The 23,996-nt window shown below is 70.6% G+C and carries 20 protein-coding genes; 10 read left to right on the forward strand and 10 right to left on the reverse strand.

Features of this window, described 5'->3' with window-relative positions; translation table 11 throughout:
* Positions 1 to 7: 7 nt before the first annotated feature.
* The 3 genes from ACIA8K_RS24045 to ACIA8K_RS24055 all read right to left on the reverse strand — a co-directional run bounded on the left by ACIA8K_RS24045 (position 8) and on the right by ACIA8K_RS24055 (position 2,672).
* The gene (locus tag ACIA8K_RS24045) at positions 8 to 958 is read right to left on the reverse strand and encodes a zinc-binding dehydrogenase (protein WP_396062831.1); all 951 of its coding nucleotides are present in this window, start codon (positions 956 to 958) and stop codon (positions 8 to 10) included.
* A gap of 48 nt (positions 959 to 1,006) precedes the next feature.
* Positions 1,007 to 2,149, reverse strand: coding sequence for an NADP-dependent malic enzyme (locus tag ACIA8K_RS24050; RefSeq protein ID WP_396062833.1), 1,143 nt, complete (start codon positions 2,147 to 2,149; stop codon positions 1,007 to 1,009).
* Between the two features lie 226 nt (positions 2,150 to 2,375).
* A complete protein-coding gene (locus ACIA8K_RS24055) occupies positions 2,376 to 2,672 on the reverse strand; it encodes a S26 family signal peptidase (RefSeq protein WP_396062835.1) in 297 nt (98 codons plus the stop codon).
* Positions 2,673 to 2,759: 87 nt separating this feature from the next.
* Between ACIA8K_RS24055 and sodN the strand changes: the two genes are divergently transcribed.
* Together sodN and ACIA8K_RS24065 are read left to right on the forward strand one after the other, a co-directional pair.
* Positions 2,760 to 3,164 (forward strand): superoxide dismutase, Ni, encoded by a 405-nt coding sequence (sodN, locus tag ACIA8K_RS24060; protein ID WP_396062837.1) that lies wholly within the window; start codon positions 2,760 to 2,762, stop codon positions 3,162 to 3,164.
* A gap of 152 nt (positions 3,165 to 3,316) precedes the next feature.
* Entirely contained in the window at positions 3,317 to 3,724 is a 408-nt protein-coding gene (locus ACIA8K_RS24065; RefSeq protein ID WP_396062839.1) for an anti-sigma regulatory factor, read from the forward strand.
* 1,283 nt (positions 3,725 to 5,007) lie between these two features.
* Here ACIA8K_RS24065 and ACIA8K_RS24070 read toward each other — a convergent pair.
* Both ACIA8K_RS24070 and ACIA8K_RS24075 read right to left on the reverse strand, forming a co-directional pair.
* A complete protein-coding gene (locus ACIA8K_RS24070; protein WP_396062841.1) occupies positions 5,008 to 5,931 on the reverse strand; it encodes an alpha/beta hydrolase family protein in 924 nt (307 codons plus the stop codon).
* Positions 5,932 to 5,973: 42 nt separating this feature from the next.
* Positions 5,974 to 6,900 carry an alpha/beta hydrolase family protein gene (locus ACIA8K_RS24075; protein WP_396062843.1) on the reverse strand — a complete coding sequence of 309 codons (927 nt, stop codon included), beginning with the start codon at positions 6,898 to 6,900 and terminating at the stop codon, positions 5,974 to 5,976.
* Between the two features lie 214 nt (positions 6,901 to 7,114).
* On the opposite strand from ACIA8K_RS24075, the gene ACIA8K_RS24080 reads away from it, so the two are divergent.
* Complete coding sequence (locus ACIA8K_RS24080; RefSeq protein ID WP_396062845.1) at positions 7,115 to 7,309, forward strand: hypothetical protein; 195 nt, start codon at positions 7,115 to 7,117, stop codon at positions 7,307 to 7,309.
* A 10-nt stretch (positions 7,310 to 7,319) separates the two neighbouring features.
* Here the strand turns inward: ACIA8K_RS24080 and ACIA8K_RS24085 are convergent, their stop codons facing one another.
* From ACIA8K_RS24085 to ACIA8K_RS24100, 4 genes are all read right to left on the reverse strand, one after another.
* Positions 7,320 to 8,417 (reverse strand): acetate kinase, encoded by a 1,098-nt coding sequence (locus ACIA8K_RS24085; RefSeq protein WP_396062847.1) that lies wholly within the window; start codon positions 8,415 to 8,417, stop codon positions 7,320 to 7,322.
* Complete coding sequence (pta, locus tag ACIA8K_RS24090; RefSeq protein WP_396062849.1) at positions 8,414 to 10,492, reverse strand: phosphate acetyltransferase; 2,079 nt, start codon at positions 10,490 to 10,492, stop codon at positions 8,414 to 8,416. Before pta ends, ACIA8K_RS24085 begins: the two co-directional genes overlap by 4 nt.
* A 77-nt stretch (positions 10,493 to 10,569) precedes the next feature.
* The gene (locus tag ACIA8K_RS24095) at positions 10,570 to 10,755 is read right to left on the reverse strand and encodes a DUF6104 family protein (RefSeq protein ID WP_396062851.1); all 186 of its coding nucleotides are present in this window, start codon (positions 10,753 to 10,755) and stop codon (positions 10,570 to 10,572) included.
* 97 nt (positions 10,756 to 10,852) lie between these two features.
* Positions 10,853 to 14,551 (reverse strand): multifunctional oxoglutarate decarboxylase/oxoglutarate dehydrogenase thiamine pyrophosphate-binding subunit/dihydrolipoyllysine-residue succinyltransferase subunit, encoded by a 3,699-nt coding sequence (locus ACIA8K_RS24100; RefSeq protein WP_396062853.1) that lies wholly within the window; start codon positions 14,549 to 14,551, stop codon positions 10,853 to 10,855.
* 390 nt (positions 14,552 to 14,941) lie between these two features.
* Between ACIA8K_RS24100 and ACIA8K_RS24105 the strand changes: the two genes are divergently transcribed.
* Positions 14,942 to 15,970 carry a lysophospholipid acyltransferase family protein gene (locus ACIA8K_RS24105; protein ID WP_396062855.1) on the forward strand — a complete coding sequence of 343 codons (1,029 nt, stop codon included), beginning with the start codon at positions 14,942 to 14,944 and terminating at the stop codon, positions 15,968 to 15,970.
* A 135-nt stretch (positions 15,971 to 16,105) separates the two neighbouring features.
* Here ACIA8K_RS24105 and ACIA8K_RS24110 read toward each other — a convergent pair whose 3' ends face one another.
* Complete coding sequence (locus tag ACIA8K_RS24110; RefSeq protein WP_396062857.1) at positions 16,106 to 16,750, reverse strand: TIGR03086 family metal-binding protein; 645 nt, start codon at positions 16,748 to 16,750, stop codon at positions 16,106 to 16,108.
* A 170-nt stretch (positions 16,751 to 16,920) separates the two neighbouring features.
* Between ACIA8K_RS24110 and ACIA8K_RS24115 the strand changes: the two genes are divergently transcribed.
* From ACIA8K_RS24115 to ACIA8K_RS24140, 6 genes are all read left to right on the forward strand, one after another.
* The gene (locus ACIA8K_RS24115; RefSeq protein ID WP_396062859.1) at positions 16,921 to 17,619 is read left to right on the forward strand and encodes a TetR/AcrR family transcriptional regulator; all 699 of its coding nucleotides are present in this window, start codon (positions 16,921 to 16,923) and stop codon (positions 17,617 to 17,619) included.
* Positions 17,620 to 17,831: 212 nt separating this feature from the next.
* Positions 17,832 to 18,698: a DUF4097 family beta strand repeat-containing protein gene (locus ACIA8K_RS24120; RefSeq protein WP_396062861.1), complete on the forward strand. Its 867-nt coding sequence runs from the start codon at positions 17,832 to 17,834 to the stop codon at positions 18,696 to 18,698.
* The gene (locus tag ACIA8K_RS24125) at positions 18,695 to 19,780 is read left to right on the forward strand and encodes a helix-turn-helix transcriptional regulator (RefSeq protein ID WP_396062863.1); all 1,086 of its coding nucleotides are present in this window, start codon (positions 18,695 to 18,697) and stop codon (positions 19,778 to 19,780) included. The genes ACIA8K_RS24120 and ACIA8K_RS24125 overlap by 4 nt, the downstream gene beginning before the upstream one ends.
* A 247-nt stretch (positions 19,781 to 20,027) precedes the next feature.
* The gene (locus ACIA8K_RS24130) at positions 20,028 to 20,729 is read left to right on the forward strand and encodes a response regulator transcription factor (RefSeq protein WP_033345541.1); all 702 of its coding nucleotides are present in this window, start codon (positions 20,028 to 20,030) and stop codon (positions 20,727 to 20,729) included.
* A gap of 5 nt (positions 20,730 to 20,734) precedes the next feature.
* Positions 20,735 to 22,360: a sensor histidine kinase gene (locus ACIA8K_RS24135; protein WP_396062865.1), complete on the forward strand. Its 1,626-nt coding sequence runs from the start codon at positions 20,735 to 20,737 to the stop codon at positions 22,358 to 22,360.
* An 81-nt stretch (positions 22,361 to 22,441) separates the two neighbouring features.
* The gene (locus ACIA8K_RS24140; protein WP_396062867.1) at positions 22,442 to 23,944 is read left to right on the forward strand and encodes a trypsin-like peptidase domain-containing protein; all 1,503 of its coding nucleotides are present in this window, start codon (positions 22,442 to 22,444) and stop codon (positions 23,942 to 23,944) included.
* The last annotated feature ends 52 nt before the right edge of the window (positions 23,945 to 23,996 follow it).

A 23,996-nucleotide genomic window follows, 5' to 3' on the forward strand; every position in this document is an offset into this window, starting at 1 on the left:
CGCTGTGTCAGCGCGTGTGGTCGAGGACGATCTTGCCGAAGATGTTCCCGGAGGCTAGGGCGGCGAAGGCGGACTCGACCTCGCTGAAGCTGAAGACGGTGTCGATGACCGGGCGGATGTTCGCGGTGACGCACAGGTCCATCAGTGCGGCCAGCTCTTCCGGGGTGCCCATCGAGGTGCCGAGGATCTCCAGGCTCATGGCGAACACACGGCGCAGGTTGACCTGGGGGAGATGGCCTGAGGTGGCGCCGGAGACGACGATGCGGGCGCCGAAGCCGGCGCACTTGAGCGAGTGGTCGAAGGTGGCCTCGCCGACAGTCTCGATCACCACGCCGACGCGTTCGGGTAGGCGGGCACCGGGTTCGACAGCTGTCGCGCCGAGCGTGGCGATCCGCTCCCGCTTGGCGGCGTCGCGGCTGGTCGCGTAGACGCGTTTGCCCATCGCCACCGCAAGCACCACGGCCGCGGTGGCGACGCCGCCGCCGGCGCCTTGGACCAGCACCGCGTCGGTCTCGGCGACGCGGCCGCGGGAGGTGAGCATGCGGTACGCGGTGAGCCAGGAGGTCGGCAGGCAGGCCGCCTCCGCGAAGGTGAGCGCGGCGGGCTTGGGGATCAGGTTCGCGGCCGGGACGGCGACCCGCTCCGCGAGTGTGCCCTGGTAGTGCTCGGAGAGGATGGAGACGCCGCGCGGGTCGGCCGGGGTCGGGACCACCGGGTAGACGACCACCTCGGCGCCGTCCGGGCCGATGCCTGCGGCGTCGCAGCCGAGGATCATCGGCAGCTGCTTCTCGGCGAGGCCGACGCCGCGCAGCGACCAGAGGTCGTGGTGGTTGAGCGCGCTGGCCCGCACCTCCACGGTGACCCAGTCGTCGGCGGGCGCCGGCTCCGGGCGCTCGCCGACGGTCAGGGCCTTCAGCGGGGACTCATCGTCGAAAGCAGACGCGAACGCAGCACGCATGAACGCACGTTAACAGCCGGTGCGGGCCGCGGACCCGCACCGGACTGATCAGACTGCCGCTGCCGCCACCGCCTCGGCGACCGCGGGCGCCACCCGCGGGTCGAGTGGGGACGGCACGATCGCGTCCGCGGTAAGCGAGGACGCCACCACGCCCGCGATCGCGTCCGCGGCGGCCACCTTCATGGCGTCGGTGATGGTTCGCGCGCGCACCTGCAGCGCGCCCCGGAAGACGCCGGGGAACGCCAGCACGTTGTTGATCTGGTTGGGGAAGTCGGAGCGGCCGGTGGCGACCACGGCCGCGTGGCGGGAGGCGACGTCCGGGTGGACCTCGGGGGTCGGGTTGGCGAGTGCGAAGACGATGCCGCCGGGCGCCATCCGGGCCACGGCGGACTCGTCGATCGTGCCGCCGGAGACGCCGATCAGGACGTCCGCGCCGTCCAGCGCGTTCTCGATGCCGCCGGCGATCAGGCCGCCGTTTGTCAGCAGGGCCAGCTCCGTCTTGGCGCCGCCGAGGCCGGCGCGGTCCCGGTGCAGGATGCCCTTGGAGTCGCAGACCACGACGTTCCCGGCGCGGACGCCGCCGGCGATCAGCATCCTGGTGACCGCGACGCCCGCCGCGCCCGCGCCGCTGATCACCACGCGCAGGTCGCCGAGGTCGCGGCCGAGCAGCCTGGCCGCGTTGCGCAGCGCGGCGAGGGTGACGATCGCGGTGCCGTGCTGGTCGTCGTGGAAGACCGGGATCGGCAGCGCCGCGTCGAGCCTCCGTTCGATCTCGAAGCAGCGCGGCGCGCTGATGTCCTCCAGGTTGATGCCGCCGAACGACGGGGCGAGCGCGGTCACCACCCGGACGATCTCGTCGGGGTCCTGGGTGTCGAGGCAGATCGGCACCGCGTCCACGCCGCCGAACTGCTTGAACAGCACGGCCTTGCCCTCCATGACCGGCATGGCGGCGCGTGGCCCGATGTTGCCGAGCCCGAGCACCGCGGACCCGTCCGTGACCACCGCGACCACGTTGCCGGTCCAGGTGTATTCGGCGGCCAGGTCCGGGTTCTCTGCGATGGCCTCGCAGATCCGGGCCACGCCGGGTGTGTAGGCGAGCGAGAGGTCTTCGCGACTCGTCAGCGGCACGGTCGAGGCGACGGCCATCTTGCCGCCGCGGTGCAGATCGAAGACGGGATCAGCGGATGCCATTGGGACTCCACTCCGTGACGTCTCGCCCTCGGTGTCGAATCACGGGGCGAGCGGAAACGCGCTCGGCACAGCGACGCGGCCGAGCAGGAAAGAAACATGCTCAGCCGGCAAGCAGGCCGTGGTCAGCGCTGACCGGCGGAGTGCACGGGGGGTCACCCTGTGTAACGGCCGAGCATAGTGCCCGGCCCGGACCCCACGGGTGGGTGGGTCGCCTCGACGATAACGGCTACCGGCGGAAAAACGCGGGCGCCGGCCAGTACCGAAATGTCACACGGCCCCGCACGTCGGCCACGCCGAACGCCCGGGAGTCATCCGTGACAAGTGGGTTGTCCCCCTCCAGCCACCAGCCGCCGTCTTCGGCGCGGACCGCCCGTTTGATGACGAGCAGGCCCGGGCGGGTCCGGAACTCGCCCACCACCACGTCGCCGGGCCGGATGCGGGCACGCTCCCACACCAGCACCGCGTCGCCGTGCCGGAGCGTCGGCACCATCGACGGGCCGTGCACCAGGACCGGCAGGAACACGCGTTTCACCTCTCTCGGTTGGGGCACGGATGCCAGGAGTAGTGTCACCACTGAGGATCATCGCAACTGCTCATCGGAGGAATCCTGATGCGACTCCCGCGCATGTTTACTCCTCGCACCGTTGCCAGCGCCCACTGCGACCTGCCGTGCGGCATCTACGACCCGGCTCAGGCCCGCATCGAGGCGGAGTCGGTCAAGGCGATCAGCGAGAAGTACCAGGCCAACGAGGACCCCGAGTTCCGTACTCGGGCGCTCATCATCAAGGAGCAGCGCTCCGAGCTGGTCAAGCACCACCTGTGGGTGCTCTGGACCGACTACTTCAAGCCGCCGCACTTCGAGAAGTACCCGCAGCTGCACAGCCTCTTCAACGAGGCCACGAAGCTCGCGGGCGCCTCAGGTGCCAAGGGCTCGGCGGACCCGGCCAAGGCCGAGGAACTGCTGGGCAAGATCGAGGAAATCTCCAAGATCTTCTGGGAGACCAAGCAGGCCTGAACGGCTTCCTGACCGGCCGGTGCACCCGTATTTGCGGGGCTCCGGCCGGTTTGCTACAACCGGACACCCACAACACCACACCACAAAGTCGTCCGCGGGTACGCCCCGCAGGCGGCCGAGGCGGTAGAGTCGCCGATCGGGGGGATGGCCCGGTGACTGATCTGACGATTGAGCCCACGACTGACGACGACGTCGTGCTGCTCACGGTGCCCGCTGATGGCGGATACCTGAGTGTGCTCCGCACCGCGACGGCCGGTCTCGCCGCCCGCCTGCACTTCGCGCTCGACGAGATCGAGGATCTGCGGATCGCTGTCGACGAGGCCTGCGCCATGCTGCTCGCCATCGCGCCGCGCGGGGCAGACCTGGAGTGCCGCTTCTCGGTCACCGAGGACGCGCTCACCGTCCAGGTCAGCGTGCCCACGGTCCGCGGTGCGAAGCTCCCGTCCGAGTCCAGCTTCGCGTGGAAGGTGCTTACCGCGCTCACCACCGCGGCAAGCGCGGGCGCGGTGGACGGCAAGGCGACGATCACGCTGCTCACCCAGCGCACAAGCATCATCTGACGCCGTAGGCGAAGACCACCACCGCAGGGCATTTTCCCGCTCCCGCGGTGGTGCGGGCCCGCACGCTCCCAACTCCGTTGCCACTTCTGGCCGTCTGGGGACAGCCGATCAAATGGGGCTGGGGCGTGGTGAGTGGTCTCGGCTGTTCGTTGTGGTTGCGAAGGGCGAGAGCAGCACTGCCGTCGTCTCGGCGGCTGCGGGTCGAAGCGGCTTCGGCTGAGGCGGTTGAGGCGTGGGTGGGCGCAAGGGCCGGCACCAAGGCCGCGAGTTCCGCAAGTATGCGGGCCTGTCGTGGCACTTCGGCAGGTCTCAGGGCCGGGCACGAACGCGGAGCCACCCCGGATCCGCATATGTCAGGACATGGTCCGCGCTCACGACCCGCCTCATGTGGAGATCCGCGGTCAGTGTCCAGGCAGGTTCGGGCGCGGCGCGCCCGATATTTCGTCATATAGATGCCGCCTTGTGCGTTCGTCCTGAAGCCGAAGAGGCAGGAAGGCTCACGTCAAGATCCTTGCGGCTCTGGTGGCCCTTATCCGAGCGCAATAAGGGCCACCAGAGCCGCAAGGATCTTGCATCCCGCCAGATGGACGCGAGATCCCACACAACGAACCCATCTCGGCGTGGAACGCCCGACCTGCCGTTGTCTCTGGCGCGGCGACACGGGAGAGCCAAGATCGACTGACTCTTCGGCAGCTCGCGGCTTCGGTGTGGGTTCTTGCGACCGGCCAGGCCGAGATCAACTGTTCTCTCGTCGGCTCGCGGCTTCGGTGCGGGTTCTTGCGACCGGCCAGGCCGAGATCAACCGCTCTCCCGTCAGCCCGCGGCTTCGGTGCCGGCCCTGGCGACCACCCAAGGCAAGCTCAATCGGCTCTCCCGGCCACGCCCGCTCTCTCGGTGCCGGCCCTTGCGACCGCCCAAACCGCAGCCGCCCTGACCAGCCGCCGCTTAGACGATGACCGTGCGGCCCCGCGGCCCCGCGGCCCCGCGTGCCGCGAGACCGCCTACCGGCCGGAACGGTCCGTCAGACTCCTGGCCTCGATGTCGGCCCTTCGATTGTCAGGCCCAGACCGCCGCACGCGAATGGGCAACAGAGTCGCTCCGGGGGCAAACCGAAGCGTCGGGCTCCGCGGTCGCTCCGCGGTCGCTCCGAGCCGGTTCCGCAGTGCCCGATCCGCGCCACCACGGCCTGGGTTTTCCCGGCCATCCGCGGGTCAGGCGGCCCGCGGGAGCATGCGGGCCGGACCGCCGCGGGAGCGGGTACATCCGCTTTTGATTCTTGATCTTCAGAGCTGGTTGTCGAGCTTTGCGAGATCGCCCTTGGCCGCGGCGGACGGGATGCGGGACTTGGCGCCGGCGTCGCCGTAGAGGGACCAGCGGAGGAACTCGATCGTGGTGCCGGCGACGACTGTGAGCGAGTCGCCCTCGGAGAGCGCGCCGACGTGGTCGCCCTGCGGGAGCGTGAGCATCGCCTTGGGCCACGGCACGGCGTCGAATGCGGATTTGCCGGAGGAGTACGGCACGACCTGGTCCAGTTCGCCGTGTATGAACAGCATCGGGGTCTCCTTGCCGGAGAAGCCGGTGCCGACGCCGAGCGTGCTGCCGGCCAGCACGATGCCGGCGTCCAGGCGCTTGTCGCGGCCCCGGGTGAACTCGCCGATCGTGGTGATGCCACCTGCGGAGTGACCGGCGGCGGCGACCCTGTCCGTGCGGAGGCGCCCGGCGAACCGGTCCCCGTCCACGTCGTTGAGCTTGAGGACCTCGGTCAGCACGTAGGCCGCGTCGGCCGGCTGGTTGAGCACGTCGAGCGGGTTCTGCTGACTGCCGGCGGTGGTGTTCGGGTAGGCGGGCGCGACCACCACGAAGCCGGCCGCTGCCCACTTCACAAGCAGGTCGGTGTAGTCGGCGGGCTTGCCGCCGAGCCCGTGGCTGAAGATCACCACGGGAAATTCGCCCTCGGTCGCCTTCGGGTACCAGATCGTGGCCGGCAGCTTCCGGCCGTCGCGCGCGAACTCCATGGTCCGCTTCGCGACCGGGTAGCGCTCGGCGGGGGCGGCACCCGGCGGCGCGGGCTCGTCCGGCTCCGCGGGGGGCGCCTCGGCCGCGGCCGGTCGAGGCGAGTCAGGCTGGTCGCCGAGGCCGACGGCACACCCCGCGGGGAGAAGCATCAGCGGTACGGCGAGCGCGAGCACTCTGTAGCGGCGGGGCACGCGGTCGATTGTGCCCGTGCGGCGCGGGCATCGACCACTTCGCTAGATCTTTCCGCTCATCGAGGAGACTCCGGCCAGCGTGGCGTCGACCGGCAGGCGGGTGCGCGCGGACGTGTCGCCGTAGAGCGTCCAGCGGAGAAAGTCGGTCATCGTGTTGTTCGCCTCGGAGAAGCCGGGGCGCCCCGGGGTCAGGTATTCGCCGTGCCCCTGACCGGCGAGCGTGACGAACGCCTTCGGCCAGGGCACCCGCTCGTACGCGGCCTGCGCGACGTACGGGGCGACGATCGGGTCCGCGCCGCCGTGCACGAAGAGCAGGGACGCGTCCGGTCCGGCGAACGTGCCGGGCAGGCCGCCACCCGCGATCACGATGCCTGCGCGCAGCCGAGGATCGTGGCCGGTGGTGAACAGCCCGGCGGTGGTGAAGCCGCCCGCGGAGTGTCCGGCGGCCGCGATGTGCGCGACGTCGAGCCGGCCCCGGAACGGGTCGCCGGCAAGCGTGTCCCGGCGGATCAGGTCCTGGATCACGAACTCGGCGTCGCCCGGCTGGTTGCGCACGTCCCAGCGCTGGAAGTCGGCCGCGTCCGCGTTCGTGTACGGGTAGGCCGGCGCCGCCACCACGAAGCCTGCCGACGCCCACCGAGTGAGCAGCGCGGCGAAGAGCCGGGGCGTGCTGGCCAGCCCGTGGCTGAACAGCACGATCGGGAAGCGGCCTGCGGCGGGACGCGCGTTGTCGCGCGGCGGGGCGGTGGCGTCGCGGGCGTCGGCCGGGTACCAGACAGTGGTGGGCAGCGGCCGGTCCTCGCCCCGCGCCAGATCAAGCGTCCGGATGCCGACCGGATAAGGTGTGACAGGTGCCACGCCCGACGGCCGGCCCAGCGCCCCGGGGACCGCGGCCTGTGCGGCCTGGCACGCGGAGAGTGAGATCAACAGGGCGCCGGCCAGCAGAAGTCGCCAGCCCCGCATCGTCATGTCTGGAACGGTAGGGGCGTGCCGGGCTCGCTACCCTGGCCGAACGGCTGGATCTGGCGAGGCCGCGCAGATACATTACCTTCAGTGTCTAGATCAATGCTTTAAGTGACGATTTATGACGCTTGTCAATGAAGAAGAGTGTATTTTCCGGCCACGTGTCGGCTAGGCGCACGGGTGTGCGTGAATGTCGGAGCGCTTCGCTATCGTTCGTGGCATGGCAGATGAGTACGAGGACCCGAGCGGCAGCACGATGGCTTTCCGGGCCTACATGAACCGGCAGGAGCAGGAGCAGGAGCAGCAGGCCGCCGCGCCGGCCCCCGCCAAGTCCAGCAACCTCCCGCTGATCATCGGCGTGGCGGCGGTGGCAGCGGTGGTCGTCCTCGGCGTCCTGCTGTTCCTGGTTCTGTAGAAGAGGCCTGTCAGCCGTTGAGTACGGCGCGGGCCTGCGTGGCGATCTCGAGTTCCTCATCGGTCGGCACCACGCACACCACGACCCGCGAGTCCGTGCTGGAGACGACCCGTTCGCCGCGCTCCGGCGCGGCGTTCCGGTCCGCGTCCACCTCGATGCCGAGCGCGCCGAGCCCGGCGAGCGCCGCCGCGCGTACCGTCGCCGCGTTCTCGCCCACGCCCGCGGTGAACGTGATCGCGTCGACCCGGCCCAGCACCGCGTAGTAGGAGCCGACCAGCTCCTTGATCCGCCGCGTGTAGACGGCGAACGCGAGCGCCGCCGCCTCGTCGCCCTCCCCCCGGCGGCGTTCCACCTCCCGCATGTCGCTGACGCCGGCCAGGCCGCGCAGGCCGCTGCGCTTGTTCAGCAGATCGTCGATCTCATCGAGCGACAGGCCGCCGACCCGGTGCAGGTGGAAGATGATCGCGGGGTCCAGGCTGCCGCTGCGGGTGCCCATCACCAGGCCCTCAAGCGGGGAGAGGCCCATCGACGTGGCGACGCTGCGGCCGCCCTCGACCGCACAGGCGCTGGCGCCGTTGCCGAGGTGCAGCGTGATGACGTTCGTGTGTTCCGGCTTCTTGCCGATCAACGCGGCGGTACGCCGGGAGACGTAGGCGTGTGAGGTGCCGTGGAAGCCGTACCGGCGGATGTGGTTCTCCCGGGCGGTCACGGTGTCGATCGCGTAGGTCGAGGCCTCCAGCGGGAGCGTGCTGTGGAACGCGGTGTCGAAGACCGCGACCTGCGGCACGTCCGGCAGCAGCTTGCGGGCGGTGGCGATGCCGGCCAGGTTCGCCGGGTTGTGCAGCGGGGCAAGCGGGATCAGGCGCTCGATCGTGCGTACCACGTCGTCGTCGATTAGCGTCGGCGCGGTGAAGTCGGCCCCACCGTGCACGACCCGGTGGCCGACCGCGTCGAGGTTGTCAAGAGGCAGGCCGCCCACGGCCTCCCGGAGCGCCTCCTCGTGATCCTCGACCTCCTCCACCAGGCCCTTGGTGACGGTCTCCTCGCCGTCGAACAGGCGGTACTTGAGCGAGGACGACCCGGTGTTCAGCACCAGCACACGTGTCACTGCGAGTCTCCGGCGGCCTGGATCGCGGTGATCGCGACCGTGTTGACGATGTCCTTGACCGTGGCGCCGCGGGAGAGGTCGTTGACCGGGCGGCGCAGCGCCTGCATGACCGGGCCGACAGCGACCGCGTTCGCGGAGCGCTGCACGGCCTTGTAGGTGTTGTTGCCGGTGTTCAGGTCCGGGAAGACGAAGACCGTGGCCTTGCCCGCCACCGCACTGTCCGGCAGCTTCGTGGCGGCCACACCCGGGTCGATCGCGGCGTCGTACTGGATCGGGCCCTCCACCGGCAGATCCGGGCGGCGCTCGCGGACCAGGCGGGTGGCCTCCGCGACCTTCTCCACGTCCGCGCCCGCGCCGGACGTACCTGTCGAGTAGGACAGCATCGCCACCCGCGGCTCGATGCCGAACCGGGCCGCGGTCTCCGCGGAGGAGAGCGCGATGTCGGCGAGCTGCTCCGCGTTCGGATCCGGGTTGACCGCGCAGTCGCCGTAGACAAGCACCCGGTCGGCCAGCAGCATCAGGAACACGCTCGACGCCACCGAGACGCCCGGCACGGTCTTGATGATCTCGAAGGCCGGGCGGATCGTGGCCGCGGTGGTGTGCGTGGCGCCGGAGACCATGCCGTCCGCGCGGCCGGTGTGCACCATCATCGTGCCGAAGTAGCTGACGTCCCGGACCACGTCGCGGGCCAGCTCAAGCGTCATCGCCTTGTGCTTGCGGATCTCTGCGTACCGCTCGGCGAAGTCCTCGGCCCACTCGCTTGTCGCGGGGTTGTGCAGCTCCGCGCCGCCGATCTCCAGGCCCAGCTCGCGCGCCTTGCGGTGTATCTCGTCCGGGTCGCCGAGAAGCGTCAGGTCCGCCACGCCGCGGCGCAGCAGGATCTCGGTGGCGCGCAGGATCCGCTCCTCCGTGCCCTCCGGCAGCACAAGCCGTTTACGGTTCGTGCGGGCGCGGTCGATCAGGTCGTACTCGAACATCATCGGCGTGACCCGGCTGCTGCGCGTCACGTCCAGCCGCCGGAGCAGCTCCTCGGTGTCCACTGTCGCCTCGAACGCGCCGATCGCGGCCTGCACCTTGCGCGGGTTCCGGGAGTGCTGCCCGGCCTCGACCCGGCTGGCGGCCGCGATCGTGTGATAGCTGTCCGTCTTCACGGACAGCACCGCGAGGCCGCTGTGCAGGTTGTCGATCAGCCGCGCGACCCGCTCGTCCGGCCGCTCGCCGAGCGTCAGCACCAGGCCGGCCACCGAGACCTCGCCTGCCGCGTGCGCCGCGGCGGCCGCGACCAGCAGGTCCGCCCGATCCCCGGGAGTGATCATCAGGCAGCCGTCAGTCAAATGATCAAGCAGCACGGGTACGTGGGCCGCGCCGACCACCAGGTCGAGCACGTCACGGTCGAGCGCCTTCGCGTCGCCGCTGAGGATCTCCGCGCCAAGCGCCTCGGCCAGCTCGCCCACTGTCGGCGCGGAGACGGTCGGCACCTCCGGAATGAGGTACGTCGGGACGGTCTGGTCCGCGGGCACGGCCGTCCCCTCCGGCACCCGGTTGGCGATCACGGCAAGCACTGTGGCGCCCAGGTCCTGCACGCTGTGGTACGCGCCGCGCACCGCGGACGCCACCTCGTCGGCGGACGCGTCCCGGCCGTCCACGACCGGGATCACCACGCTTCCGAACTCGGTGGCCAGCCGCACGTTGAAGCCGAACTCGCGGGGCAGCCCCGGGCCCGGCTCGCCGTTGTCGTCGAAGTCGCTGCCGATCACCACGACCGCGTCGAAGTGCCGTTCCAGCGCGCGGTAGCGGTCCACCACGCGGGAGATCAGCTCCTCGCGGTGGCCGGCCGCGACAAGCGCCGCCGCCTCCCCGAACGTGGTGCCGAACAGCTCCTCGTACGGTCGGTCGAGCCGGTACCGCTCGTGGAGCAGGGACAGGATGGCGTCGGGCCGGTCACGCGTGGCGACCAGCGGCCGGAACACGCCGACGCGTGGCGTCCGCCGGGAGAGGAGCTCGGTCAGACCGAGCGCGATTGTCGATTTTCCGCCGCCGGGACCGAGCCCGGCAATGTAGACGCTTCGTCCCACGGACCTCAACCTACCCGGGGCGGACGCCGCAACACCCAGGTCTTACGACCTTGATCAACGTCACGTCCGCTCAGCCGTCACGCATCCTCGTCGTCGGGGTCGTCCAGGCGGGCGAGCCAGGTGGCCAGGCGCTCGACGGGGGTCTCGAAGTCGGGGTTCAGGTCGACGAAATCGCGCAGGCGCTCGGCGACCCACTCCAGCGTGACCTGTTCCTGGCCGCGGCGCTCGGTCAGCTCTTCGATGCCGCGATCGGTGAAGTACATGTTCTTCAGCTCCTCAGACGGGTGCTCCCCGCCACCGTTGTGCCGGTGGCGGGGAGCGCTGACTCGTACCCTCGAAAGGGTGTGATCGTGCTGTGCCTTACGGGCGGGGCAGGGACGCCTCGATCAGCGCGGCCTGCTCGGCCTCGTGCAGCTTGGCCGAGCCCACCGCAGGCGCGGCCGCGGACGGACGCGAGATGCGGCGCAGGCGCAGGCCGTCCAGGTGCTCCAGCAGGTTGAGCGCGATGAAGCTCCACGCGCCCTGGTTGGCCGGCTCCTCCTGGACCCAGGCGAAGTCCTCGGCGTTCGGGTACTTCGCCAGCTCGGCCTTCAGCTCCTCGACGGGCAGCGGGTAGAGCTGCTCCATCCGGACGATGGCCGTGTCAGTGATCTGCCGCTCCGCGCGCGCCTGGACCAGGTCGTAGTAGACCTTGCCGCTGCAGAACAGCACGCGCTTCACGCTCGCCGCGTCGCCGATGCCGTTGTCACCGATCACGGTCTGGAACGTGCCGGTGGTGAAGTCCGCGACGGACGACACGCACAGCTTGTGCCGGAGCAGCGACTTCGGCGTGAAGACGACAAGCGGCTTCCGCTTCGGCGAGAGGGCCTGGCGGCGCAGCAGGTGGAAGTGGTTCGCCGGGGTGGTCGGGTTCGCCACCCGGATGTTGTCCTCCGCGGCCAGTTGCAGCCAGCGCTCCGGGCGGCCCGAGGTGTGGTCGGGGCCCTGACCCTCGTGGCCGTGCGGAAGCAGCAGCGTCAGCGCGTTCTGCTGACCCCACTTGACCTCGCCGGAGGAGATGAACTCGTCCGCGATCGACTGGGCGCCGTTCGCGAAGTCGCCGAACTGGGCCTCCCAGAGGACAAGCGCCTCGGTGTTCTCCACCGAGTAGCCGTACTCGAAGCCCATCGCCGCGTACTCGGACAGCAGCGAGTCGTGCGCGAAGAACCGCGCCTGACCGGCCGCGAGCTGGCTGATCGGCAGGAAGTCCGCGCCGGTGTGGCCGTCGACCACTGCCGCGTGGCGCTGCACGAACGTGCCGCGCCGCGAGTCCTGGCCGGAGAGCCGGACCGTCACGCCCTGGGTTAGCAGCGAGCCGAACGCGATGATCTCGCCGAAGCCCCAGTCGATGTTGCCCTCGCGGGCCATCTTGGCGCGCCGGTCGAGCAGCTGCTGGACCCGCTTGTGCGGCGTGAAGCCGTCCGGCAGGTCGAGGTGCGCCTGGCCGATCCGGGCCACGGTCTCCGCGTCGATCGCGGTCTCGACCACCGGCTCCGGCTCCTGCGACACCACCCGGGCCCGGCGGCCGGACGACGTCGAATTCGCGTCGCGGGTCGCCTTGAACACCTGCTCAAGCTGGCCCTGGTAGTCGCGCAGCTGCTCCTCGGCGTCGGCGACGGTGATGTCGCCGCGGCCGATCAGCTCCTCGGTGTACGCCTTCCGGACGCTCCGCTTGTTGTCGATGATCGCGTACATCAGCGGGTTGGTCATCGACGGGTCGTCGCCCTCGTTGTGACCGCGACGCCGGTAGCAGACCAGGTCGATCACCACGTCCTTGTTGAACGTCTGGCGGTACTCGAACGCCAGCCGCGCGACCCGGACCACGGCCTCGGGGTCGTCGCCGTTCACGTGGAAGATCGGGGCCTGGATCATCCGGGCCACGTCCGTGCTGTAGAGCGACGAACGGCTGTACTCCGGGGCGGTGGTGAAGCCGACCTGGTTGTTGACCACCACGTGCACGGTGCCGCCGGTACGGTAACCGCGCAGCTGGGAGAGGTTGAGCGTCTCCGCGACCACGCCCTGGCCCGCGAACGCCGCATCGCCGTGCACCATCAGCGGCAGCACGGTGTAGCCCTCGAGACCCAGGTTGAGCCGGTCCTGCTTGGCGCGGACGATGCCCTCAAGCACCGGGTCCACCGCCTCCAGGTGCGACGGGTTCGCCGTGAGGCTGACAGTGGTGCTGTACTCCCCGTCCGGCGTGGTGAACTTTCCGGTCATGCCGAGGTGGTACTTCACGTCGCCGGAGCCGTGCGCCGACTTCGGGTCCAGGTGGCCCTCGAACTCCGAGAAGATCTTCTCGTACGGCTTGCCGACGATGTTGGCAAGCACGTTCAGCCGGCCGCGGTGGGCCATGCCGATCACGACCTCGTCCAGCTGGCTCTCGGAGGAGGCCTGCAGGATCTCATCGAGCAGCGGGATCAGCGACTCGCCGCCCTCGAGCGAGAAGCGCTTCTGCCCGACGAACTTCGTCTGCAGGAACGTCTCGAACGCCTCGGCCGCGTTCAGCCGGTTGAGGATGTGCTTCTGCTCCTCCGGCGACGGCTTCGTGTACTTGAGCTCGATGCGGTCCTGGATCCAGCGGCGCTCCTCCGGGTCCATGATGTGCATGTACTCGATGCCGACACGACGGCAGTAGGTGTCGCGCAGCACGCCGAGGACGTCGCGGAGCTTCATCTTCTGCTTGCCCGCGAAGCCGCCGACCGGGAACATCCGGTCGAGGTCCCAGAGGGTGAGGCCGTGCTCCAGCACGTCGAGGTCCGGGTGCCTGCGGATCTCGAACTCAAGCGGATCGGTGTCCGCCATCAGGTGACCGCGGACCCGGTACGCGTGGATCAGCTCGACCACCCGGGCGGCCTTGTCGATCTGGCCCTCGGAGGTGCGGGCCACGTCGCGCACCCAGCGGACCGGCTCGTACGGCACGCGCAGCGCGGTGAAGATCTCGTCGTAGAAGCCGTGCTCGCCGAGCAGCAGCTCGTGCATGACCTTCAGGAACTCGCCGGACTGCGCACCCTGGATGATCCGGTGGTCATAGGTGCTGGTCAGCGTGATGACCTTGCTGACGCCGAGGTCGGTGAGCGTCTCGTCGGACATGCCGGCGTACGGCGCCGGGTACTCCATGGCGCCGACGCCGATGATCGCGCCCTGCCCCACGGTGAGCCGCGGCATCGAGTGGACGGTGCCGATGCCACCCGGGTTCGTCAGCGAGACGGTGGCGCCGGTGTGGTCCTCCATCGTCAGCTCGTTGCGGCGGGCGCGGCGGACGATCTCCTCGTAGCCCTGCCAGAAGCCACGGAAGTCGAGCGCCTCGCAGCCCTTGATGCTCGGCACCACAAGCGAGCGGGAACCGTCCGGCTTGGCCAGGTCGATCGCGATGCCGAGGTTGATGTGCTCCGGCGTGACGAGCGTGGGCTTGCCGTTGGTCTCGACGTAGTTGTTGTTCATCTCGGGGTGCAGCGCAAGCGCCCGGATCAGTGCCCAGCCGATCAGGTGGGTGAAGCTGACCTTGCCGCCCCGGCCGCGCGCGAGGTGGTTGTTGATCACGATGCGGTTGTCGACAAGCAGCTTCGCCGGCACCGCACGGACGCTTGTGGCGGTCGGGACCGCCAGCGACGCCTCCATGTTCTGCACGATCTTGGCGGCGATGCCGCGAAGCGGAACGGCGCCCGGAGCCGGCTTGACCGGCTCCTTCTTCGGCTGAGCCTTGACCTCCGGCTTGGCGGTGGCGGCGGCGGGCTTCGCAGGCGCGGGCTTAGCCGGCGCCTTCGGGGCCTCGGTCTTGGCGGCGGGAGCGTCGGTGCCCGCGCGGGCGGCGGAGCTGGCGCCGGCGGCCGCGGTGGCCTCCGTCGGCGTCGAGATCGAACCAGCCTCCGCCGTCGGCTTGTAATCGGCGAAGAAGTCGTGCCAGGCGGGATCCACGCTTGTCGGATCTGCGAGATACCGCTGGTACATCTCTTCGACGATCCACTCGTTGGGGCCGAAGCCCGCCAGGGGATTGTCCTGCGAGGTTTGCTGGGTCGACACGGCCGGTATCGCCTCTTTCAGAGCGGTTTGTCTGTGTCGCGGTAGGTGACAGGCATTCGTTGACTGCCGCGAGCTGACGTTCGGTCAGACTTCGGTTTCCAGGCTACGCCGTGTGATTCGGGGTCACGCCGTCGACATCCGCCCGTGTCGAGAATCACGGGATTGGGGTCTTTCGGCCCTCTGTGCACGTTCGGTTGTCTTCGCCGGTTTTCTATGCTCAACAGCCCTGGTGGACGCGTTTTCTCCGGTCTTCGGGCGCTGTGCCCGGCAGCTCTCCGGTGGGCATCCCGGCCCGTAACGGAGCGTCATGCGTGCATCGTTCACGTTCTTGACATCGGGATCGGGGTCAGGCGACACGCCGCTGAGGGATCGCCCGCTTACACAGTGAACATGGACACCGTTGACCCCTCGGGCGTCCTTCCCGGACCGGCCATCGTGCCGCCCTGGCGCCCGCCGCTGCCCGCCCCGCTCGCCCAGCCCCGGTCCAACTGCGACAGTAGCTGCCTGCCCCTCCCGGGTTCCCACCGGCGCGCCTCAGGCCTACGACAGGCCGTACGTGTCGTGGCACTGCTCGGAGCGGTGGCCGGTGGTCTCGCACTGCTGCCATTCCTCCCCTTCCTGACCTCCTCCGGCAGGCAGGCCGCCGGCCGGCGGTGGGCCCGCGCGGTGCTCGGCGCTGCCGGAGTCCGGCTGGTCGTGCGCGGTGCCGGCGCCGTACCCCGCCGCCGGGCCCTGCTCGTCGCCAACCACAACTCGTGGCTGGACACCGTCGCGCTGATGGCTGTCTCGCCGGCCCGGATGACCGCCAAACACGACATCCGCAGTTGGCCGGTGATCGGGGTGCTGGCCGCGCTTGTCGGCACGATCTTCATTGACCGCCGGCACCCCAGCCAGCTTCCCGCCACCGTGGGCCGGATCGCGGACGTGCTCCGCGAGGGCGGCCTGGTCGCCGTCTTCCCGGCCGGCACCACCGGCTGCGGCACCGCGAACGGGCCCGGCCACCGCGCCGACAACTCGCTCACCGGCCGCTGGCGGCCGGCCGTCTTCCAAGCCGCGGTGGACGCCCGCGCGGTCGTGGTGCCGGTGCGGCTCGGCTACCGCGAGGGCGCGGACGGGCCGGACTCCACGATCGCCACGTTCCTCTCCGCGGAGAGCCTCTTCGCCTGTGTCTTCCGGGTGATCGCGGTGCGCGGTCTGACCGCGGTGGTCACCATCGAGCCGGCGCTTCACCCCGGGCTGGAGGCGGACCGGCGGGTGCTGGCCCGCGCCTCCGAGGGCGTGGTCCGCCCGAAGCGTCAGCCGGTCGTCCTCGCGGCGGCTGCTCCTGTGGCGGATGCTCCCGCGGGGGTTGCTCTTGCGGGATCTGCTTCCGCCGCGCCGGGGACTGTGGTGCAGGACCGTCTGGACCTGGCTGCCTGACTCCGTTGCACCTCCTCCGTCCGTCCGATTCCGTCCGTCCGATTCCGTCCGTCCGGTTCCGTCCGTCCGATTCCTTCCGTTCAGCCTCCGGGGTCGCGTGATGCGGGCCCGGAGGCTGGTTGCCCTGTATGGGTGTCACGGGCTCCAGGCGGGGTTGCGGCCCAGGTAGCGCAGCAGTGCGGAGGCGTCGTCGTCCGGAAGATCTCCGCTGTAGCCGCCGCCACGGGCCATCGCCTCCACAAGCGGATCGAACGGTGGTGCGAACGCGCCGAACGGGCGCAGCGGCTCGACGATCTCCGTAGCGATGGTCAGCAGCGAATGTGCGATCTCGGGCGTCAGGGGTGAGGGCTGGTGGGTGGCGACAGCGATGTCCCACGCGTGGATCGCGGCGTCGAGCGCGCAGGCGCCACCGGCCAGCACCGGCGCCAGCGGGCCGAGCGGGAGCGGGGTCGGCACCGCGACCGTGGAGTCGGACACGGACGTGAAGGCGGCGCGGGACCGCGCGATCGCCTCAAGCGTCACGCGCAGCGGGTCCGCCACCAGGTGACCGGACGGGGCGAACGGGTCCTCGGCCGGCCAAGGGCCGCCCGCGATGACCGCGGCGAACGATGCCTGGTCGCCGGTCGCGTGCTGCAGGACCTGGGTCACGGTCCATTCGTCGCACGGCGTGGGCAGGTCCCAGCCGCCGACCGGGACGCCCTTCACCGCGAGTCGCAGCGCGGTGTGGGCGTCGGCGAGCAGGTCGCGCCAGAGGAACGGCGGGTCGATGAGTCTGTTCATGGTTCGTGCCCTTCCGTGTCAGGTCGCGGTCGCGTTAGTGCTGGAGCAATCGCCTCTGGAGCAATCGCCCCGGGGCGCGCCGCTCGATGAATTTGATCGTCGGAACGGAATCTTTCGTTCCGCTGACTGTAGCGGAGCGGAACGATCCGTTCCAGTGTTAATGTGATGTGGTGAGTGACGAATCGAGTCCCGAATCCGGCCGCGGGTCCAGCCACGGGCTGTCCGGGCGGCGTGGGCACGCGAAACGCAACGATGAGGCGATCCTGACCGCGGCGCGCGACGTGTTCGTGCACGATCCGGGCGCGCCGATCGCGGCGGTGGCCGGGCGGGCCGGCGTCGGCATCAGTGCGCTGTACCGGCGATATGCGGGGAAGGAGGATCTGCTGCGGCAGCTGTGCCTCAGCGGACTGCAACGGATGATCCTTGAGGCCGAGACCGTCGAGGCGGAGCCGGACGGCTGGTCCGCGCTTGCCGGTTTCCTGGAGCGGGTCGTCGACGCGGACGTGCACGCGCTGACCACCCGGCTGGCCGGCGCGTTCACGCCGACCCCCGAGCTTCGCGCGACAGCGGCCCGTGCGGACGAGGTGGTCGCGCTCCTGATCGCGCGGGCGCACGAGAGCGGGCGGCTGCGGGCGGATGTGGTGCCGGAGGACGTCGGGCTGATCCTGGAAGGTTGCGCCGCGATCCGGGCCGACGACAGCCTCCGCACCATGCAACTCCGCCGTCGGCACTTGGCGCTGTTACTCCACGGCCTGTCCCGGGTGAGTGGGCCGGACGATGCGGCACTGCCTGGGCCGGCACCCCGGCCGGGCGAGTTGAGCCGCTGGCTGGACGAAACGGCGAGTGACGTGAATGACGGCGAGAGATGAGGGACCAGCGTGACTGACATGGCTGATCGGGAGCGGGTCGCCGCGCTGGCCGCCCGGCGCAGCGATGCTGCGAGCCTCCGGTTCGTGGAGGCCGGACTGGACTACCGGGGATCCGGCGGTCGACTTGAGGCGGCCTGAGAGCGGTTGAGTCCGTAGCTATATCGCGATGTATCTCGTATAGTGGCGGCACGGACGTGAGCTTTGGGGGCGACATGGCAGCGTGGACGGTGGAGCGGCCGACCAGGATCACCTGCGAGGAGGACGTACGCCGTCTCGAGGTCGGCCTGGTGGTCGGCCGGCTGACGGTGATCGGCACGGAGGGTCCCGCCCGGGTCGAGGTCTCACGGGTGGGCAACCGGCCCATCGACGTCGAGCTTGCGGACGGCGTGCTGCGGGTGCGCCAGCGCGGCTTCGACAGCTGGCCCGGGAGATTCTCGTGGATCATGCACATCGCTCAGCGGGGCACGGTCGACGTGTCGATCGCGGTTCCTCCCACGACCGAGGCCCATCTCGGCGTCCTCTCCGGCACGGTGATCGCCTCCGGCCTGCGCGTGCGCACCGACGTCCAGGTCACGGCCGGCAGCGTCACGCTGATGGGCCTGAGCGGCCACACCCGGGCGAACCTGGTCTCCGGCCCGGTCGAGGCGCTGGGCGTGGCCGACGAGCTGGTCATGGACACCGTCTCCGGTGAGCTGATCCTGGCCGACAGCCCGGCCAGCCGGGTGCGTGCCACCGCGATCTCCGGCAGCATCACCTGCGACCTGCAGGGCGCGGCGGACAGCGACATCCGGCTGGACACCACGTCCGGCAGCATCACTACGCGGGTACGGGAGGACAGCGATCTCTCGGTCGACCTGCACGCCACCGCCGGCCGGGTGACAAGCGCGTTTCCGGAGTTGCGGGTGGAGCGGGGCATGACCGGCGGCGCCGCCGGGGTGCACGGGCGGCTCGGCCGGGGCGAGGGGCGGCTCAGCGCCAGCACGATCTCCGGCAGCATCGCGCTGCTGTCCCGCCCGGCCGTGCCCGGCGAGGACGACGAGCCAGCCCCGGCGCGCCGGACCGCGGAGGGCGCGGCATGACGGCCGTCTTCAGTCATGGCCGGCTCCGCCTCTACCTGCTCAAGTTGCTGGACGACGGGCCGAAGCACGGGTACGAGTTCATCCGGCTGCTGGAGAACCGTTTCCTCGGTCTCTACGCGCCAAGTGCCGGCACGATCTATCCGCGGCTGGCCCGGCTGGAGGCGGAGGGCCTGGTGACGCACACGGCGGCCGGATCACGGAAGACCTACGAGATCACCGACGCGGGCCGCGCCGAGCTGCGCGAGCGGGAGGACGAGCTGCGGGCGCTGGAGGCGGAGATCTCCGCGTCGATCAGCGATCTGAGCAGCCTGGCCGGCCAGATCCAGTCCCAGGTGCAGGGCTCGGTCCGCGACCTCAAGCGCGAACTGCGCGAAGCAACCCGCGCAACCCGCAAGGCAGGCGCCGAGCGTCCGTCCGCCTCACCCTGGGGACCGCCGGGTCCGCCACCCTCGCCGTGGCCCGGCGCGAGCGAGCGCCCTAGCCCCGCCGGGTCTGGCCCCGCCGGGTCTGGCACGGCCGCGTCTGGCACGGCTGCGTCTGGCACGGCTGCGTCTGGCACGGCCGCGTCTGGCACGGCTGGATCTAGCGCCGCCGAATCAGGCGCGGCCGGATCCAACCCCGCCGGATCTGGCCCCGTCGGATCTAGCGCAGCCGGGTCCAACCCAGCCGGGTCCAACCCAGCCGGGTCCAACCCAGCCGGGTCTGGCACAGCCGGGCGCCAGGGATTCGGCACGCCCGGTTTCGGTGCACCGGGCTTCGACGTTGTGGGGGACGCCCCTGTCGGCGCGGGGGCGCCGCCGGTCGGCTCGCCCCCGCTCAGCACGCCGAGCGGGATCCGGATCGTCTTCGACAACGGCGCCGGGCACGTCGGCCATGCGGAGCCGTCCGCGCCGGGCACCGCCACCGGCGAGGGCCGGGTGACCACTTCGCCGAGGAACGCGTTGGAGTCGGCGCTTGACGTCTTCGTCGAGGACGCGCGAGGCATCATTCGGGACGTGCGGGCCACGGACGACCAGGTGCGTGCGGCCGGCGAGGTCCTTGACGCCACGCTGACCCGCATCCGCCGCCTGTTGCGCGGTTAGCGGGGCCGCCGGAGGCCCGAGGGTTCCGAACGACGCGGGCGGGGATCGAGGCGACCGGAGATCCACGACCGTCGGGCGCCGCTCACCGGCATGGCGTCGCTGCCGGACGGGGCGGGAGAGGGCTCAGCCGGGGGGATCGCGCGGGGCTCGTCGTACCCTCGGCGGGGTTGATTGTGGGTTTGGGTTTCACAGACTGTTCTCAGCGGGCCTCCAGAAAGCTGCCAGAACGGCGGGCCATGATTGGCGCATGGCCGCAACACAGACTGAGGCACGCCTGCTCGTCGTCGAGGACGACCCCAATATTCTGGAGCTGTTGTCGGCCAGCCTGCGATTCGCCGGCTTCGACGTGGCGACGGCCGTGAGCGGCAGCGCGGCGGTGGCCGCGGCCCGGGACCGGCGTCCTGACCTGGTCGTGCTCGATGTGATGCTGCCGGACCTGGACGGGTTCGAGGTCATCAAGCTGATGCGGGAGGGCGGCACGCGCACGCCCGTCGTCTTTCTCACCGCGCGGGACGCGACGGATGACAAGATCCGCGGGCTCACGCTCGGTGGCGACGACTACGTGACGAAGCCGTTCAGCCTTGAGGAGCTGACCGCGCGCATCCGGGCGGTGCTGCGACGAACCAGCGCGACGGCGGAGGAGAGCTCCCGGCTGACCTTCGCCGATCTGGAGCTGGACGAGGAGACGCACGAGGTCTATCGGGCCGGCAACCGGGTGCAGCTCTCGCCGACCGAGTTCAAGCTGCTGCGCTACCTGATGTTGAACGCGAACCGGGTGCTCTCCAAGGCGCAGATCCTCGACCACGTGTGGAACTACGACTTCCGCGGCGACGACAACATCGTCGAGTCCTACATCTCCTACCTGCGGCGCAAGGTCGACACCACGCAGCCCCGGCTGATCCACACCCTGCGCGGCGTCGGTTACGTGCTCCGTAAGCCTGCCCAGTAGGCGTCGTGAAAGCCCGCCTCCGCAGCACGCCGCTGCGGCTCAAGCTGGTCGCGAGCGTGTTGGTGCTGGTCGGCGCCGCGCTCGTGGTGATCAGCGTGAGCAGCGCCTACTTCCTGCGGTCCTACCTGGTGCAGCTTGTCGACGACCAGCTGGACGGGATCGCCGGGGATGCGAACGCGGCCGCCGAGTTCGCGAACGGCGGCGCGGTGACGGTGCCGACCGACTACTACGGCCGGGTCACCGCGATGAGCGGCGTCGGCAAGAAGCCGGTCTACGACAGCCACCTGGAGGAGGGGGACCTTCCGAAGCTGGCCCGGGGCCGCGAGGAGATAGAGGCGGTGGCCGCGCTCCGCCAGCACACGGTCACCTCGGAGAACGGCAAGGTCCGCTGGCGCATGCTGGTCACGGTGCTTCCGAACGGCGAGGTGCTGCACATCGGCGAGAACCTGGAGCAGGTTGATCTCGCGGTGAAGCGGCTGGTCTGGATCGACGGCCTGGTCGGCGGCGCAGTCCTGATCATGCTGGCCTCGATCGGCGCGGGCGTGGTGCGGACCAGCCTGCGGCCGCTGGACCAGATCGAGCAGACCGCCGGCGCGATCGCTGCCGGTGACCTGAGCCGCCGGGTGCCCGACCCGGAGCCCGGGATCGAGGAGCCGCAGAGCGAGCTGGGCCGGCTCTCCCGCGCGCTGAACGCGATGCTGACCCAGATCGAGGCCGGGTTCGCCGCGCGCGCCGCGTCCGAGGCGGCCGCCCGTTCCGCGGAGAGCATCGCACGGGACTCGGCACTTCACGCGCAGGCCTCCGAGGCCCGGGCGCGGAACTCCGAGGCGCGCATGCGGCAGTTCGTGGCGGACGCGTCGCACGAGCTGCGCACGCCGCTGACCACGATCCGCGGCTTCGCTGAGCTGTACCGGCAGGGGGCGGCCTCGGACACCGCGAAACTGGTACGCCGGATCGAGGACGAGGCGGCCCGGATGGGGCTGCTGGTCGAGGACCTGCTGCTGCTGGCCCGGCTGGACCGGGAACGGCCGCTTGACCTGCGCCCGGTGGAGCTGCCGGTGCTGGCGTCGGACGCGGTGCAGGCCGCGCGGGCGATAGCACCGGACCGGAAGATCACGCTGGAGGTGGTGCCCGGCTCCGGGCCGCTTGTGGTCACCGGCGACGAGTCCCGGCTGCGGCAGGTCTTCGGCAACCTGATGACCAACGCGCTGACCCACACGCCGGCGGACGCGTCAGTGACGTTGCGGCTGCGCGCGGAGACGGACGCCGGCGGGCGTGCGGTGGCCGGCGTGGTCGAGGTGGTGGACACCGGGGGAGGGCTCAGCCAGGAGCAGATCGACCGGGTGTTCGAGCGGTTCTACCGGGCGGACGCGGCACGGACCCGGACCGCAGCGGGGACGATCAGCACCGGGCTGGGTCTCGCGATCGTGGCCGCCATCGTCTCCTCGCACGATGGGGTGGTCGAGGTGGAGAGCACGCCGGGTAACGGCGCCACGTTCCGGGTAAGGCTTCCGCTGCTGCCGACCGAGCTCGACACGGACTCGGACGAGGCTGAGGAAGAGCTGGAAGACTTTCCGTCGGATGAGGGTTCTGACTCGTCAGAGGCGGGCAACCGCGCTGATAAGCCCTGATATATCCCTCGTTTTGGATTCACAGTTAACCTTCAGGGCGATTTCAGGGCCGTCGCAGATGTCGGCGGGAAGGTGGGAGACATGAACGAGCACGAGACCACCCCCGAGGGGCAGCAGGCCCCCGCCGGAGAGCAGGCGCAGGGGCACCCCGCCGAGGGCTACCGGCACCCGGCCGAAGGGCTGCGGGGGCCGTCCGGCTCGAGTGACGAGACGCCCGAGCCGGTGACCCAGACGATGCCGTCCGCCATGACCGGCCGTCCCGGATACACGCAGTACCCGCCGACTCCGAGTCCGTGGGCCGCGCCGGCCGGTGGACCGCCGATGCACACGCCGGCCCCGCAGCCCGGCGCTCCGCAGGCCCCGCCGTCGCAGTGGGCGCAGCAGCCCCAGCCGGCCTCGGCCGTGCCCGCGGGGGCGTATTACCCGGGTCAGCCCCAGGCCGGCTACCAGGGCGGTCAGCCACCCGTACCGCCGTGGGCCACGGCCGCCGGGCCGGCCACCCAGCCTCCGCCGAGGGACCGCCGGTTCGGCAGGTTCGCGGCCACCTCTGCTGCGGCTGTGGTGCTGGCGCTTGCCGCGGGCACGGTCGGCGCGGTCACCGCGCTGAGCCTGGACGAGGACGGCGGGCCGGTGAACACCGCGAACACGAACGGCACCGGCGAGCCCGCGCCGGTCATCGACCGCTCCTCACTGGCCTCGATCGCCGCGGCCGTGCAGGACAGCGTCGTCTCGATCACGACGGACACCGGCGAGGGCTCGGGCGTCGTGCTCACCCCGGACGGCTACATCCTGTCGAACAACCACGTGGTCTCCGGCGCGGCGAACAACCGGGTGGTCGTGGTCTTCGCTGACGGCACCAAGGCCAACGCCACGGTTGTGGGCACTGACGCCCGCACCGACCTCGGCGTGGTCAAGGCCGAGGGCGTCTCCGGCCTCACGGCGGCGAAGTTCGGTGACAGCGCGTCCGTGAAGGTCGGCGACACCGTGCTGGCGCTCGGCAGCCCGCTGGGCCTGCAGGGCTCGGTCACGGCCGGCATCATCTCGGCCAAGGACCGGACCATCCAGGTGGCCGGTGAGGAGAACCCGAGCGGGCAGCAGGCCGGCGGGCAGTCGACGATCGCCGGACTGCTGCAGACGGACGCGCCGATCAACCCGGGCAACTCCGGTGGCGCGCTTGTCAACACGAACGGCGAGGTGGTCGGCATCAACACCGCGATCGCCACGTCCGGCCAGGGCAGCGGCTCGATCGGCCTCGGCTTCGCGATCCCGAGCAACAAGGCCAAGGAGGTCTCCGAGGCGCTGAAGACCGGGCAGAAGGTCAGCCACCCGTTCCTCGGCGTGAGCCTCTCCGAGGCCGAGGGTGGCGGCGCGCTGGTCAGCAACGTCAGCGACAACAGCCCGGCGCAGAAGGCCGGCATGCAGCGCGGCGACGTGATCACCCAGATCGACGGCCGGCCGGTGAACAGCTCGGACGACGTGATCACCGCGGTGCAGGCCGGCAAGGTCGGGCAGCAGGTGACCGTGACGTACACCCGCAGTGGCAAGGAGCAGACGGTGAGCACCACGCTCGCCGAGGCGTCCTGATCCACCGCACCAAGCCGCACCTTGGCGGGGTTTCAGCTGCCGCAGAGACTCC

The organism is Catenuloplanes sp. NPDC051500, from assembly GCF_044454585.1.
Lineage (GTDB): Bacteria > Actinomycetota > Actinomycetes > Mycobacteriales > Micromonosporaceae > Catenuloplanes.

What these genes read in the sequence shown, in the direction of transcription:
- ACIA8K_RS24080 (WP_396062845.1), top strand. Translation starts at nt 7,115, where the DNA reads ATGGCAGATGAGTACGAGGACCCGAGCGGCAGCACGATGGCTTTCCGG.
- ACIA8K_RS24105 (WP_396062855.1), top strand. Translation starts at nt 14,942, where the DNA reads ATGGACACCGTTGACCCCTCGGGCGTCCTTCCCGGACCGGCCATCGTG.
- ACIA8K_RS24095 (WP_396062851.1), bottom strand. Translation starts at nt 10,755, where the DNA reads ATGTACTTCACCGATCGCGGCATCGAAGAGCTGACCGAGCGCCGCGGC.
- ACIA8K_RS24075 (WP_396062843.1), bottom strand. Translation starts at nt 6,900, where the DNA reads ATGACGATGCGGGGCTGGCGACTTCTGCTGGCCGGCGCCCTGTTGATC.
- ACIA8K_RS24110 (WP_396062857.1), bottom strand. Translation starts at nt 16,750, where the DNA reads ATGAACAGACTCATCGACCCGCCGTTCCTCTGGCGCGACCTGCTCGCC.
- ACIA8K_RS24045 (WP_396062831.1), bottom strand. Translation starts at nt 958, where the DNA reads ATGCGTGCTGCGTTCGCGTCTGCTTTCGACGATGAGTCCCCGCTGAAG.
- ACIA8K_RS24125 (WP_396062863.1), top strand. Translation starts at nt 18,695, where the DNA reads ATGACGGCCGTCTTCAGTCATGGCCGGCTCCGCCTCTACCTGCTCAAG.
- ACIA8K_RS24120 (WP_396062861.1), top strand. Translation starts at nt 17,832, where the DNA reads ATGGCAGCGTGGACGGTGGAGCGGCCGACCAGGATCACCTGCGAGGAG.
- sodN (WP_396062837.1), top strand. Translation starts at nt 2,760, where the DNA reads ATGCGACTCCCGCGCATGTTTACTCCTCGCACCGTTGCCAGCGCCCAC.
- ACIA8K_RS24130 (WP_033345541.1), top strand. Translation starts at nt 20,028, where the DNA reads ATGGCCGCAACACAGACTGAGGCACGCCTGCTCGTCGTCGAGGACGAC.
- ACIA8K_RS24050 (WP_396062833.1), bottom strand. Translation starts at nt 2,149, where the DNA reads ATGGCATCCGCTGATCCCGTCTTCGATCTGCACCGCGGCGGCAAGATG.
- ACIA8K_RS24140 (WP_396062867.1), top strand. Translation starts at nt 22,442, where the DNA reads ATGAACGAGCACGAGACCACCCCCGAGGGGCAGCAGGCCCCCGCCGGA.